The organism is Falsiroseomonas oryziterrae (assembly GCF_021864505.1).
GTDB classification, from domain to species: domain Bacteria; phylum Pseudomonadota; class Alphaproteobacteria; order Acetobacterales; family Acetobacteraceae; genus Falsiroseomonas; species Falsiroseomonas oryziterrae.
This window is the reverse complement of the sequence record NZ_JAKJIB010000005.1, coordinates 1-12918: the sequence shown is the minus strand read 5'-3', so window position 1 is coordinate 12918 and position 12918 is coordinate 1. Positions and strand designations below refer to the sequence as shown.

The window sequence follows — 12918 nt, the reverse complement described above, 5'->3', positions numbered from 1 at the left end:
GCGAACAAGGCGCGGCTTCGGCTCTGCGCCAGGGAGGAAGCACATGAAGCGTCTCGTCGCCGCGGCACTGCTGCTGCTCGGCTTCGCCACCCCGGGCGTCGCGCAGGACTTCCCGAGCCGGCCCATCACCATGCTCGTGGTCTTCGCCCCCGGCGGCGCCACCGACGTGCTGGCCCGGATCATCGCCGAGCACATGTCCCGCACGCTGAACCAGCGGATCATGGTGGAGAATGTCTCGGGCGCCGGCGGCACGATCGGCGGGGCACGCGGCGCGCAAGCCGCCCCCGACGGCTACACGCTGACGGTCGGGAGCCTGGGCAGCCATTCCGCCGCGCCCTCCATCTACCGCTCCATCGCCTATGACCCACGCGAGCTGCAGCCGATCGGACTGATCGCCGGCACGCCGCTTTACTTCGTCGTGCGCAACGGCTTCCCGGCCCGGACCATGCAGGAGTTCCTCGCCCATGCACGGGCGAATCCGGGGCGCGTCTCCAATGGCCATGCCGGAGGGGGCTCGACGAACCACCTGGCCTGCGCGCTGTTCCAGCACGTCACCGGCGTGCAGATGAACAACATCGCGTATCGCGGCGAAGGGCCGGCCGTGAACGACATCGTGGCCCAGCAGGTGGACAGCGCCTGCCTGCTGGCGCCGGCGGCGGTGCCGCAGATCCAGCAGGGCACGATGCGCGGGCTGCTGCTCGCGGCACGCGAGCGCAGCCCCGGCACGCCGGACGTCCCATCGGCGGTCGAGGCCGGCGTGCCGGACTACATCTTCCAGGGCTGGAACGCCGTCTTCGCGCCGCGCGGCACCCCGCCAGCGGTGGTCGCGCGCCTCGACCAGGCGATGCGCGCCGCGCTGAACGATCCCGCCATTCTCCGCCGGATCGAACAGCTCGGCTCCATCCCGGCCCGGCCAGAGGCGCAGGGCCCCGACGCGCTGCGCAACCTGGTCCGCAACGAGGTCGATCGCTGGGCGACGGTGGTCCGCGCCGCGAACATCACGGCGGAGTAGGGCCATGTGCACGACACTCACTCGGCGCGGCTTCGGCGCGGCACTCGGCGGGATGCTCGCCGGGCCCGCGCTGGCGCAGGCACCGGCCTGGCCGAACCGCCCAATCAGGCTGATCAGCCCCTTCGCCCCGGGCGGCCCGCAGGACGTGCCGGCACGCTTCTTCGTGGATCACCTCACGCCCCGTCTCGGGCAGCCGGTGGTCTACGAAAGCCGTGCCGGCGCGGGGGGCGCGCTCGGCATGCAGCATGTCGCGCAGGCGACGGACGGGCACAGCTTCCTGATCACCTCGAACGCCATCGCCTCCCTGCCCGCATTGCGGCGTGACCTGGCCTTCGATCCGCTCACCGAACTGCTGCCGGTGACGCTGGTCAACGAGTCACCGCTGGTGATCGCGGTGCGAGCGAACGGCCCGGCAAGCCTCGCCGACTATCTTGCCCGTGCGCGCTCCACGCCGGGGCGATTGTCCTTCGGTAGTTCGGGGGTCGGCTCGGCGACGCATCTCGCCGGCGCGCTCCTGATGCAGCGGGCCGGGATCGAGCTTTTGCATGTGCCCTACCGCGGCGCGGGCCACCTCGTTGCGGCGCTGATGTCCGGCGATGTGGACAGCTTCATCGGCGACATCTCTCTCACGCTCGAGCATGTGCGGGCCGGGACGATGCGGGTGCTCGCAGTGACGACCGCGGAGCGGGCACCGGCACTGCCAGAGGTGCCCGCCCTCCGCGAACAAGTGACAGGCTACGTGGTACCGTTCTGGTTCGGTCTCTTCGCCGGCAAGGCGACGCCACCAGAGGCGATCCGGCGCGTCCTCGCGGAACTGGCGCCGCTCGCCGCGCCGGACAGCGAGCTATCCCGGCGCATGGCCGAACGCGGCTCGCAGCTCCTGCTGACCGGCCCGGAGCCGCTGGCCGCGCGCCTGCGCGCCGAGGTCCCGCAATGGCGCGAGGTCGTGTCGCGGGGGAACATCACGCCCGAATAGCGCGGCTGGATCACGCGCCGACCAGGGCGTCCCATTCGGGCAGCGGGCGCTGCTCCACCGGCACGAGCCATCCCGCGTGGTTGCCCCGATGCACCACCTCGGCGGGCAGGATGATCTCGCGCGGAACCGGCAGGCCGGACAGGTGTCGCAGAGCGGCCATGGCAGCGAGCGCGCCCATGCGGAAGCCGCAATAGTCCATCGTCGCGAGCAGCCGTCCGCGGCCGATCTCCTGCGCCGCGTCGATCGTTCCGTTGTTGCCGACGACGAGCGCCTGCCGGCCCGCGGCATCGAGCGCATCCAGCGCACCGAGCGCCATCAGGTCGTTGCTGCAGATCACCGCGTCGATGCGCGCGTGCAGCGCCAGCAGCCCGGCCATGGCTTCGCGCCCACCCGAACGCAGGTATCGCCCGGGTGCAGCGGCGAGCAGGCGCATGCCCGGCGCCGCGGCAATCGCTGCACGGAACCCGACGCCGCGGTCGCGGCTTGTTGGCGCGGTCTCCGGCCCCTCGATCAGCACAGCCGTGCCGCTGCCTCCCAACGCCTCGATCGCGACGCCGGCGATGCGTCGACCCATCGCGACATCATCCGCGCCGACGAAGGACACGAAGTCGCCCCGCATGCGGTTCACGAAGCCGATCAGCGGGAGTCCTGCCTCGTTGGCCTCGGCCACCGGCTGCTCCAGCAGACGGTCATCGGCGGGGGCGAAGAGGATCGCGTCGGGCCGCTCCGCGATCACAGCCCTGAGCAAGGCGGCCTGCTGGGCAGGATCGTCCGGCATCGCCGGCACGTACCGGCTGGCCAGCACGCCGGCGGCGGCCGCTGCGCGCTCGGCGCCGTGCAGGAAGGCGCGGTAGTTGGGGTTCTCGTCATTCTTGGTGAAGACGGCGATGCGCCGGGTCATCCGCAGGACTCCGCAGCGGCGCGAAGGCACACGCCGCGATGGCGAAAAACTAGCAGCCGGGCAGCTCGACAGTCGAATGTCGCGGGCGGCCGGGCGCATTGCGCAACGCTCCACGGCAGGGCTTCATGCCGACACGCACGGCGGGCCCGATGAAACAGGCCACGAGCAGGAGAAGAACCGGATGGCGTCGAAGGCGACCTACGAGATGCTGGCGGAGGCGTTCCGGCAGGAAGGTGTCGCGACCTGCTTCGCCCTGCTCGGCGACGCCAACATGAACTGGGCCTCGATCCTCGGCCGGCTCGGGACGCGCATGATCTACCTGCGGCATGAGCATTGCGCTGTTGCCGCCGCGATGGCCTATGCCCGCAAGACCGGCGAGGTCGGCGTGGCGACCGTGACCTGCGGGCCCGGGCTCACACAGGTGATGACCGCGCTGCCCGCCGCGGTGCGCGCGAACCTGCCGCTCGTGGTCTTCGCCGGCGAGGCGCCGCTGAAGTCCGCCTGGTACAATCAGGCGATCGATCAGGCCCCCTTCGTCACGGCGACCGGCGCGGTCTATCGGCCGCTGCATCACCCGCCCCGGATGCTCGAAGGGGTGCGCGACGCCTTCCTCGAGGCTCGGATGACCCGCAAGCCGGTGGTCCTTGGCGTGCCCTTCGACCTGCAGGATCTGCCCTGGAACGGGCCGGCGCTGCCGGTCCCCTCGTCGGAATTGGTGCCGCAGGTCAGCCCCATCCCGCCGCATCCAGCCGACGTTGCGCGCGCCGCCGAGCGCATCGCCGGAGCACGCCGCATCGTCGTCATGGCGGGGCTCGGCGCGGTAGCGTCAGGCGCGGGTCCGGCATGCCGGCGCCTTGCGGAACGCTGCGACGCGCTGCTCGCCACGACGCTGCCGGCGCGCGGTCTGTTCCACGACGATCCCTTCAGCATGGGAGTCGCGGGCGGCTACGCATCCGCCGCCGCACGGGACCTGCTGGGCGAGGCTGATCTCGTCATCGCCGTCGGCACCATCCTCGCCCAGCACAACACGGATGGCGGCAAGCTGTTCGGCCGGGCGCATGTCCTCCAGCTCGACGTCGCACCGGTGGCGATCAGCCAGGGCCGCGTCGCAGCGCAAAGCCACCTGCGCGCCGATGCGCGCCTCGGCGTGGAGGCGCTGATCGAGGCGGTCACGCCGCGACCGGCCGCTTGGCGCTCCGCGGAGACAGCGCGGCTGATCCGGGAGACGCCCTTCGATCGGGAACCTGCCGCGCCCGAGCCCGGCCTGCATCACCCCGCAGCCGTCGTCGCCGCGCTGGAGGCGGCTTTGCCGCGAGAGTGGCAGCTGGTGAACTCGTCAGGCCATTGCGCCTTCTACTGCACGCACATGCCGTCTCGTCCGCAGGACCGCTTCCTCACGATCCGGGAGTTCGGCGCGATCGGGAACGGCATCTCCTTCGCGATCGGCGTGGCGGCGGCGCGGCCGGACCAGACTGTCGTGCTGTTCGACGGCGACGGCAGCCTGATGATGCATGTGCAGGAGCTCGAGACGATCCGGCGGCATGGGCTGAACATCCTGCTCTGCGTGCTCAACGACGGCGCCTACGGCTCCGAGATCCACAAGCTGCGCGCCATCGGATTGCCCGATGACGGCGCGGTGTTCGGCCGGCCCGACTTCGCCGCCATCGCGCGCGGCTTCGGGCTGGGCGGGGCCTGCGTGGAGGAACTCTCGGCCATTCCTGCGATGGTCGCCGACTTCGCGCGGCGGGGTGGAGGCGCCGTCTGGGACTTCCAGATCTCCGATCAAGTCATGTCCCCGGTGATGCGACGTAACCATCCACCCGGAGGACAACCGGGGGCGCATAGCTGACCTGAGGGTCTCCGGGCGTCACCGCGCGGATGTCGTGCGGCGTGCGGTCGTATATGGATGTACGTATGCGTGCACGCACTCGATACCCTCGGGCACTGCGTCCCCGCGAGCGCGCGCGCTGAACCAACGGCAAAGGCGTTTGCCGTCTGCAGAGCGCGTCGGTCGCGCAAAAGGCCGCAGCGCCTGCCTTCGCGATCACAGACTCTAGCTCAGGTGGGGCATCGGAGGGCGGGAAGGGTCAGCGGCCACCTGGCGGCAGTGCTGGGCCGGGCGTTCTGGATGCCACCAAGAGACCGAGTGCCCGCTGGCGTGTGCCATCGGGCGTGGTGTGTTCTCGGGTTCGGAATTGGTGGATGCAGGGACGCGCAACCGACGATGCCATTACATCGAGGTCGCCATTTAGACGCAGCAGCCGATCGGACCGCAGAGGGCGGGGAGCGGACCTTCCGCGTCTAGCCTGGATGCGGCGAGGGTATTGTCGCCACCTGGCGGACCGCTCGGCATGATCGTGCTGACGCGAGGGACCGGTGCCACCAAGCCGTGAGACAGACGGCCGAGCCGGATCTCCTGCAGGAGGGCGGCCGCGCCGCGCACGACACCGGGGTGGCGGTCGCCACGGGCGCGTGGCGCCGATCGCTGCAGGAATCCCGCCTTCGTGCCTAGACGCCGCGCCATCCCCGCTGCGCCGGAATCGAGCCGCGCTGGACGCCGCGCGCGCCCAGGAAGACCCGCTCGAGACGTAAGCGGCGCGACAGCCGCGGTCCAATCCTGCGGCGCTGTCCGAGCGGGCAACCGGCCGAACCGCCCGGACCGTCAGGCCGGCCAGGAGGTCTGTCAGGTCATCGCCAGGCCGAGGATGCTACCTCAGGCGGGTTCGTGACAACGCGCATGGCGCCAGACCCCCTCCGACGGCTCGACACCGAGGCCCGGGCCCGAGGGGAGTTGGTAGAAGCCGTCCCGGCACGCCATGTCGCCCTGCACGAAGCGCAGGTTCCGATCGAAGATGGAGTGCTGGTACTCGTGCCCGTCGCAGTTCTGCAGCGCGACCGAGGCATGCAGGCTCGCCGCTTGGAAGATGCCGATGCCGATCGAGGCGTGCGGGATGGTGCGGCAGTGGAAAGCCTCCGCCATCCGGCCGATCTTCATGAACTCCGTCACGCCGGTATGCGCCATCTCCGGCTGGATGATGTCCATGCAGCGGCCGATCAGGCGCGGGCGATATTCGAAGGCGGTGCGCCATTCCTCGCCCATGGCGACCGAGGTGCGCGCCTTGGCCGCGACCTCCTTCTGGCCCTCGATGTCCTCGGGCGCGACCGGCGCCTCGGCGAATCAGAGGTCGTGCGCGTGCATCCGGTCGATCAGCCGCGTCGCGGCGAGCGCCGTGTGCTTCCAGTGCATGTCGCAGGCGATGCGCATGGTGGGGCCGAGCGCGCGGCGGAGCGCGGCCATCTCGGTCTCCTCGCCCTCGTCGGCGACGGCGGCGGCGAACTTCACCGCGCCGAAGCCCTTCCCCTGCCATTCCAGGGCGAGTTCCACGCGCTCCGCGAGGGTCGGCTTCGGCAGGCCCGAGACATAGGCCGCGAGCTTCCCGTGCCGCTGGCCGCCGAGCATGCGGCAGAGCGGCAACCCGGCGAGCCGCGCCGCCGCATCCCACACCGCGATGTCGAGGCCGGCCAGCGCATCGACGAAATAGCCGCTGACGAAGCCGCGCACGCGCATGGTGTCGTAGAGATCCTCGTGCAGCGGCACCGGGTCGCGCGGATCGCGCCCGATGCAGAGCGGCCCGAGCAGGTCGGTGACGATCTCCGCGACCGCGCCGGGGGCCACGATCGCGTAGCTCTCGCCCCATCCCACGCAGCCGGAGGCCGTCGTCACCTTCACCAGGACGGAGGTGTCGGTTGCCGGATAGACGCTGCGGTTGCCGCGGCGGATGAAGTAGCCGCGGCTGTTGATCTCCTCGCCCTTCCGCAGCGGGCCGAGATACGGCACCTCGCGCGGGATCACGACGATGAAGGCCTCGACGGAGGCGATGGTGTCGGACATGGCGCGCCTCAGCCCGCGGTGATGCCAGTGCGCGCGATCAGCTCGCGGAACCGCTCGAGTTCGGAGGTCATGAGCGTGCGGAACGCCTCCGGCGGGGTGGGCGAGGCGACGCCGCCGAAGCTGGCGAAGCGTTCCACCACGGCGGGCTCGCGCAGCCAGCCGGCGAGCTCGGCGTTCAGGCGCTGGACCAGCGGGGCCGGCATGCCGGCCGGGCCCATGATGCCGTGCCAGGGATCCATCTCGACGCCGGGCACCAGCGAGCCGACCGTCGGCAGCTCCGGCGCGAGCGCCACCGGCGCCGCGGTCAGCACGCCTAGCGCACGCAGCCGCCCCGCCTGCACATGCGGCCAGGAGGTGGCGAAGCTGTCCACGGCCAGGTCCACCTGACCGCCGACCATCGCCGTGATCATGTCGGAGGAGCCGCGGAACGGCACATGCGTCATGCGCGTGCCGGTCTGCAGCATCAGCATCTCCATCGCGAGGTGCAGGCTGGTCCCGATCCCAGAGGAGCCGAAGTTGAGCCGGTCCGGATTGGCACGCAGAAAGACCAGGAACTCCGGCAGGGTCTGCACCGGCACCTTCTGCGGGTTCACCACCAGCAGGCTCGGTGTCCGCGCGACGAGGCAGATCGGCGTGAAATCGGCCACCGGGTCATAGGGCAGCCGTCCGCGCATCATGGCGGGCAGGATCGCATTCGCGGCGATGTTGCCCATGCCGATCGTGTAGCCATCCGGCGCGGAGCGGGCGAGCGCTTCCATCCCGATGGCGCCGCCGGCGCCGCTGCGGTTCTCCACCGCGACCGGTCGGCCGAGGCGCTGCTGCAGGTGCTCCGCCGCCAGCCGCGCCATCGTGTCGGCGATGCCGCCGGGCGAGAGCGGCACGATGAGGCGCAGGCCGCGCTCCGGCCAGCTGCCCTGCGCGAGGGCCGGGGTGGCGAGCAGCGCTGCGCCAGCGGCGATCAGGCTGCGTCGGGTCGTGGTCATGGCGTTCTCCTCCTTGTCCTGCGTCACGCGAAGCCGGCCAGGCGCCGCAGCGTCGGCGAGAGGGGGGCGCCCGGCTCGGTGCCGAGCGGCCCGAGCAGGTCCGCGAAGCGCGCCAGCTCTTCCATGCCGAAGGGCGTCACCGCGGTGTCGGGAAGGCGCGGATGCACCTCCGGCCAGCCCATGCGCATCGCCATCAGCCGCTTGCCATAGGCGATCAGCAGCGGCAGCGAGCGCGACATGAAGACGACGACGGGCAGGATGGCGCGGTGCAGCGCCTCCGCCCTGTCGTGCTCGCCCGCGGACCAGAGGCGCCAAATCGCGACCTGCGCATCCACCAGCTCCGGCGCGGGGATCAGGCCCTGGCAGCCGCTGCGGAGATTCGTCGGCCACTCGATGCCGCCGTGGCCGGCGAAGACGTCGCAGGTCTTCGCCGCCTCCCGCGCGAAGGCGCCGACCGACACCGCCGGTCCCTCGGCCTTCATGAAGCGGATGTTCGGGTGGTTGCGGTGTAGTGCGAGCAGCGCGTCGTTCGAGACGGAGACGTCCATGTTCAGCGGGTTGTTCTGGACGCCGACGGGCAGCGGCGAACGGTCCGCGACCCCGCCGAGGAAGCGCAGGATTTCGCGCTCCGACGCGCCCTTGCCGGGCGGCGGCTGCAGGACGACCCAGTCGGCGCCGCGCGCCTTGGCCTCCGCGATGAAGTCGAGCTGGCCGTGCACGCTGACCTCGGCGACGGTCGCCATCAGCGGCACGCGGCCGGCGATGCGCGCGGCCGCCCAGCCCACCAGGTCCAGCCGTTCCTGCGTCGAGAGGCGGAAGACCTCCGTCACCAGCCCGAGCAGCGCGATGCCGTCGCAGCCCGCCGCCAAGCAGACATCCACCTGCCGCTCTAGCGCGGCGCGGTCGAGCGCGCCATCCGGGCCGTAGAAGGCATAGAGGATGGGATGGACGCCGGACAGGCGAGGCAATGACGGCACGCTGCGCTCCTCCTCCGCCGACCGAGGTCGACATAGTTCCATTGAACGGAACATAGTTCTATTGACTGCGAGTGTGGGCGCAGGCAGGCTCCGCCGTCAACAGGCTCGCGACGACGAAGCCCCCCCCCGAGGAAGCGCACCGTGTCCGCACCGCCCGGCGCCGCGCCGGAACCGCCCAAGGGCGTCTTCGCCCGCCACATCGAGGTCCTCGCGGCCATCGCGGAGGCCGATGCGCCGCCACGCTTCGGCGAACTCGCCGCGATGACGGGCCACTCCAAGGCGACGCTTCACCGCATCCTCGCCACGCTGGAGGAAGAGGGGCTGATCCGCGCGGATCCGCGCGGCGGCTGGCGGCCCGGCCTGCGGCTGATCGCCTTCGCCAACCGCGCCTGGGCGGGGCTCGACCTACGTGGCGCCGCGGAGGAGGAGATGGCCGCCCTGCGCGACGCAACCGGCGAGACGGTGCGGCTGGCCGTGCTGCAGGGGACGGAGATGCTCTACCTGGCGCAGGCGGACAGCCGGGAGCCGGTAAGCTTCCGCCTGCGCGTCGGCGCGCGCGGCCCGGCCTATTGCAGCGGCACCGGCAAGGCCGTGCTCGCCTTCCTGCCGCCGGCGCGCCGCGCCGCGCTGCTCGGTGCGATCCCGCTGGTGCCGCACACGCCCCGCACGCTCGTCGTCAGGGAGGCGCTGGAGCAGGACCTGGACGCCGCGGCGCGCCGCGGCTTCGCCCTGGATGACGGGGAGCAGGCTCCGGAGGTCCGCAGCCTGGGCGCGCCCGTCCTTGACCGCCACGGCGTGCCGCATGGCGCGATCAGCCTCACTGTCCCGGCCTTCCGCATGACGCGGGAAGACCTGCTGGCCCGAGCGTCGGAGGTGATGGCGGCCGCCCGCCGGATCGCCGCGCGGCTGCCGCCGACCCTCACGGCGGAGGGCTGAGGGACATGCGGGCGCGATCCGGCTTGACCACATCGTGGAAAGCGCGCCCAGATTGTGGCATGCGCAGCAACCGGCCGCTCCGCCAGGCGCCCTCCCTGCCCCCCCGCCCCGAGGCGGAGGGCGCGGCGGACGGCTCCGTGCAAGGCACGCAGGCGCTGCTCCGCGCGCTCCGCCTCCTCGACCTCGTGGCCGCCGCGCCCGCGCCGCTGCGCACCGCCGCCATCGCGGAGCAGGCCGGCCTGTCGCGCGCGACGGTGCACCGGATGCTCGCTGCGCTCGCCGAGGCCGGGCTGCTGCGGCAGGAGGCCGAGACCGGCGGCTGGCGCCTCGGCCTCAAGGTCTTCGAGATGGCGCACCGGGTCTGGGATTCGCTCGACCTGCGCGGCGCCGCCGAGCCGGAGCTCGCGCGGCTCGCCACCATCAGCAACGAGACCGCGCGACTGGCCGTGCTGGACGGCGACGGCTGCCTCTACGTGGACCAGCGCGAGGCGGTCCGGCCCGGCGTGCGGCTCGGCTACGGGGTGGGCGCGCGTGCCGCGCTGCACGCCTCGGCCGTCGGCAAGGTCATCCTCGCCCATCTGCCGCCGCCGGAGCGCCGGCGGCGCCTCACCGCGCTGCAGCTCACGCCGCTGACGGCTGCCACCATCACCTCCTCCGACGCCTTCCAGCGCGACCTCGACCTGGTGAAGGCGCGCGGCTACGCGGTCTCGATCGAGGAGAGCGTGGAGGGTGTCGCCGCCGTCGCCGCGCCGGTGCTGAACCACCTCAGCGAGCCGATCGCCGCGGTCTGCGTGCTTGGCCCGAGCTTCCGCCTGCCACCCGACCGCCTGCACGCGCTGGGGCGCGAGGTGATCGAGGCGGCGCGGCGCATCTCCGGCAATGCGGGGCACGTCGAAATGTCCATCGCCACGACGCGCCCCTCGGCGCCGCCGAGCCCGGGCCTGCGGCTCGCCATCGGCTCGCGCCCCTTCCTGGGCGAGGGCCCGGTCTGGCTGGCCGAGGCGGCACAGCTGGCCTTCGTGGACATCCTGGCCCCCGCCATCCACCTGGGCGACCCCGCGACCGGCGAGGAACGCGTCGTCCCCGTGCCGGAACTGGTCGGCGCGGTGGTGCCGCGGCGGGCGGGCGGCTTCGTCGCCACCATCGGCAACGCCATCCGGCTCTGGGATCCGGAGGCGGGTGCGGGCGCCGTCCTCGCCGTGCCCGAGCCGGGCAAGGCCTCCAACCGCTTCAACGACGCGAAGTGCGACCGCGCCGGGCGGCTCTTCGCGGGGACCATGGCGCTCGATGCGGGGCCGGGCCAGGGCACGCTCTGGCGGCTCGACCCCGACCTGCGCCTGACCGCGGTCGAGACCGGGCTGCATGTCTCAAACGGCCTCGGCTGGAGTCCGGACGACAGGACCTTCTACTTCACCGATACCGGCTCGCGGACGGTCTATGCCTATGACTACGACCTCGCGACCGGGACGGCGACGAACCGGCGTCCCTTCGTCGTGGTGCCGGAGGCGCAAGGCAAGCCGGATGGCCTGGCGGTGGACGCCGAGGGCTTCGTCTGGGTCGCGCTCTGGGACGGCTGGAGCGTCGCGCGCTACGCGCCGGATGGCCAGCTCGATCGCCTGGTCCACCTGCCCGTCCCGCGGCCGACCAGCCTCGCCTTCGGCGGCGAGGGGCTTCGCACCCTGTTCATCACCAGCGCCCGCGTGCGGCTCTCGGCGGCGCAGCTCGCCGAGGCGCCGCTCTCGGGTTCGGTCTTCGCTTTCGATGCGGGCGTGGCCGGCGTGCCGGTCGGGAGCTTCGGCGGATAGCCGCGCGCCCCGGCGCGGCCACACGGAATGGGAGGAAGGAGAATGTCCATGCAGTTCCAACTCGGCCGCCGCGCGCTGCTCGGCGGGGCGGCCGCTGTAGCCGCCGCGGGATCGTCGCGGGCGCAGGCCGCCGGCGGCGTGACCTTCGTCGGCTGGAGCCATGACGAGGCCGCGTCGCGCCCCGTCCTGACCGAGGCCTTCGAGCGCTTCCGCGCCGCCAATCCGGGCATGCGGCTCGACACCATCGGCTTCCCCTGGGCGCAGATGCAGCAGAACCTGGTGCTGCGCATCCGCTCGAACCAGCCGATGGACGTCGTCCAGCTGGCGGAGCGCTGGCTGCCGCAATTCGCCCGCGTCCTGCAGCCCGCCGATATCCGCGAGGTGCTGGGCGCCGAGCTGGAGCGCGCCATCGATCCCGGCCTGCTCCGCATCGGTCAGGCCGGCGGGCGCCAGCTCGGCCTGCCCTGGACCGCTGCCTCGATCGGCATGGTGGCGAACCGGAAAGTGCTGGCCGATGCCGGCATCGTGGAGATGCCGCGCAGCGTGGACGCCTTCGCCGACGCGCTGCGGCGCATCCGGCGCAGCCAGCAGGAGGTCGTGCCCTATGCCTTCTGCACCAAGAACAACCTCTCCATCTCGCCCGATTTCCAGGTCTGGCTCTGGACCTTCGGCGGGCGCGTCTTCGATGCGGAGGACAAGGTGGTGGTGGACAGCGAGGCCGGCCGCGCCGCGCTGTCCTTCCTGGTGGAGCTCTCGCGCGAGGGGCTGATGGCGCGCGACGTGGACCGACCCGACAGCCGTCGGCTCATCGCGCAGCACCGCACCGCCTTCTACCACGACGCCCCCCTCGCCCGCGGCTTCGCCCGCGACAATTCCGGCCAGGGCGCCGCCTTCGACCAGCACATCGCGGCCTTCGCGACGCCGGTGCTGCGCGCGGGCGAGCCGACGCGCTCCCTGATGTGGGGCCACCTGCTGGTGCTGCCCAACCCGCGCGGCGCGCGCATCGCCGGCGACGGGCCGGCGGCGAGGTTCGTCCGCCACATGGCGCTCGATGACGAGACGCAGCTCCGCTACTTCCGCGCCGTCGGGCTGTTCCCCGTCACGCGCACCGCGCTGCGGACGCTGCAGGACGATTCCTATGTCGTGGACTGGACGCGCAACGCCGGCACGGCGGAGATGGACGAGCCCTCCACCTGGCCGAACGCCGCCGACCTGACCAACATCATCGGCGAGGAGGTGCAGGCGGCGCTGCTGCTGTCCAAGCCGCCGGCCCAGGCCATCGCCGACATGGCGACACGCCTGCGCCGCGCCACCGCGAACCAGCGCCGGACCTGAGGCGTGGGCACCGCCATCTCCTCGGCCGCGCTGCCGCGCGCCGCGCCGCGGCCGGGCGGCCTGGCGCGGCGCCAGGCGCGCTTCGGCCTGCTGCTGGCGCT

10 protein-coding genes and 1 pseudogene are annotated in these 12918 nt (G+C 72.3%); 6 read left to right on the top strand and 5 right to left on the bottom strand.

Annotation, left to right across the window (positions count from 1 at the left end):
* Window positions 1-43 precede the first annotated feature (43 nt).
* Window positions 44-1012: a Bug family tripartite tricarboxylate transporter substrate binding protein gene (locus tag L2I40_RS01235; RefSeq protein WP_237213031.1), complete on the top strand. Its 969-nt coding sequence runs from the start codon at window positions 44-46 to the stop codon at window positions 1010-1012.
* Between the two features lie 4 nt (window positions 1013-1016).
* Window positions 1017-1988 (top strand): Bug family tripartite tricarboxylate transporter substrate binding protein, encoded by a 972-nt coding sequence (locus L2I40_RS01230; RefSeq protein ID WP_237213030.1) that lies wholly within the window; start codon window positions 1017-1019, stop codon window positions 1986-1988.
* A gap of 10 nt (window positions 1989-1998) precedes the next feature.
* Here the strand turns inward: L2I40_RS01230 and L2I40_RS01225 are convergent, their stop codons facing one another.
* The gene (locus L2I40_RS01225) at window positions 1999-2889 is read right to left on the bottom strand and encodes a sugar ABC transporter substrate-binding protein (protein WP_237213029.1); all 891 of its coding nucleotides are present in this window, start codon (window positions 2887-2889) and stop codon (window positions 1999-2001) included.
* A gap of 181 nt (window positions 2890-3070) precedes the next feature.
* Between L2I40_RS01225 and L2I40_RS01220 the strand changes: the two genes are divergently transcribed.
* Window positions 3071-4738 (top strand): thiamine pyrophosphate-binding protein, encoded by a 1668-nt coding sequence (locus L2I40_RS01220; RefSeq protein ID WP_237213028.1) that lies wholly within the window; start codon window positions 3071-3073, stop codon window positions 4736-4738.
* Window positions 4739-5602: 864 nt separating this feature from the next.
* Here L2I40_RS01220 and L2I40_RS01215 read toward each other — a convergent pair.
* From L2I40_RS01215 to L2I40_RS01200, 4 genes and pseudogenes are all read right to left on the bottom strand, one after another.
* Window positions 5603-6055: pseudogene (locus tag L2I40_RS01215) on the bottom strand (enolase C-terminal domain-like protein); the annotation flags it as partial.
* A gap of 12 nt (window positions 6056-6067) precedes the next feature.
* The gene (locus L2I40_RS01210) at window positions 6068-6781 is read right to left on the bottom strand and encodes an enolase-like domain-containing protein (protein ID WP_237213027.1); all 714 of its coding nucleotides are present in this window, start codon (window positions 6779-6781) and stop codon (window positions 6068-6070) included.
* A gap of 8 nt (window positions 6782-6789) precedes the next feature.
* Entirely contained in the window at window positions 6790-7764 is a 975-nt protein-coding gene (locus L2I40_RS01205) for a Bug family tripartite tricarboxylate transporter substrate binding protein (RefSeq protein ID WP_237213026.1), read from the bottom strand.
* Window positions 7765-7787: 23 nt separating this feature from the next.
* Complete coding sequence (locus tag L2I40_RS01200) at window positions 7788-8741, bottom strand: dihydrodipicolinate synthase family protein (protein ID WP_237213025.1); 954 nt, start codon at window positions 8739-8741, stop codon at window positions 7788-7790.
* 141 nt (window positions 8742-8882) lie between these two features.
* Between L2I40_RS01200 and L2I40_RS01195 the strand changes: the two genes are divergently transcribed.
* The 3 genes from L2I40_RS01195 to L2I40_RS01185 are packed head-to-tail and all read left to right on the top strand — an operon-like array spanning window position 8883 to window position 12817.
* Window positions 8883-9677 (top strand): IclR family transcriptional regulator, encoded by a 795-nt coding sequence (locus L2I40_RS01195; RefSeq protein ID WP_237213024.1) that lies wholly within the window; start codon window positions 8883-8885, stop codon window positions 9675-9677.
* A gap of 59 nt (window positions 9678-9736) precedes the next feature.
* Window positions 9737-11482 (top strand): SMP-30/gluconolactonase/LRE family protein, encoded by a 1746-nt coding sequence (locus L2I40_RS01190; RefSeq protein WP_237213023.1) that lies wholly within the window; start codon window positions 9737-9739, stop codon window positions 11480-11482.
* A 48-nt stretch (window positions 11483-11530) separates the two neighbouring features.
* The gene (locus L2I40_RS01185) at window positions 11531-12817 is read left to right on the top strand and encodes an ABC transporter substrate-binding protein (RefSeq protein WP_237213022.1); all 1287 of its coding nucleotides are present in this window, start codon (window positions 11531-11533) and stop codon (window positions 12815-12817) included.
* Window positions 12818-12918: the final 101 nt, after the last annotated feature.

Excerpts from the sequence above, each read along its gene's own strand:
- L2I40_RS01235 (WP_237213031.1), top strand. The coding sequence starts at position 44 with ATGAAGCGTCTCGTCGCCGCGGCACTGCTGCTGCTCGGCTTCGCCACC.
- L2I40_RS01220 (WP_237213028.1), top strand. The coding sequence starts at position 3,071 with ATGGCGTCGAAGGCGACCTACGAGATGCTGGCGGAGGCGTTCCGGCAG.
- L2I40_RS01210 (WP_237213027.1), bottom strand. The coding sequence starts at position 6,781 with ATGTCCGACACCATCGCCTCCGTCGAGGCCTTCATCGTCGTGATCCCG.
- L2I40_RS01205 (WP_237213026.1), bottom strand. The coding sequence starts at position 7,764 with ATGACCACGACCCGACGCAGCCTGATCGCCGCTGGCGCAGCGCTGCTC.
- L2I40_RS01185 (WP_237213022.1), top strand. The coding sequence starts at position 11,531 with ATGCAGTTCCAACTCGGCCGCCGCGCGCTGCTCGGCGGGGCGGCCGCT.
- L2I40_RS01230 (WP_237213030.1), top strand. The coding sequence starts at position 1,017 with ATGTGCACGACACTCACTCGGCGCGGCTTCGGCGCGGCACTCGGCGGG.
- L2I40_RS01225 (WP_237213029.1), bottom strand. The coding sequence starts at position 2,889 with ATGACCCGGCGCATCGCCGTCTTCACCAAGAATGACGAGAACCCCAAC.
- L2I40_RS01190 (WP_237213023.1), top strand. The coding sequence starts at position 9,737 with ATGCGCAGCAACCGGCCGCTCCGCCAGGCGCCCTCCCTGCCCCCCCGC.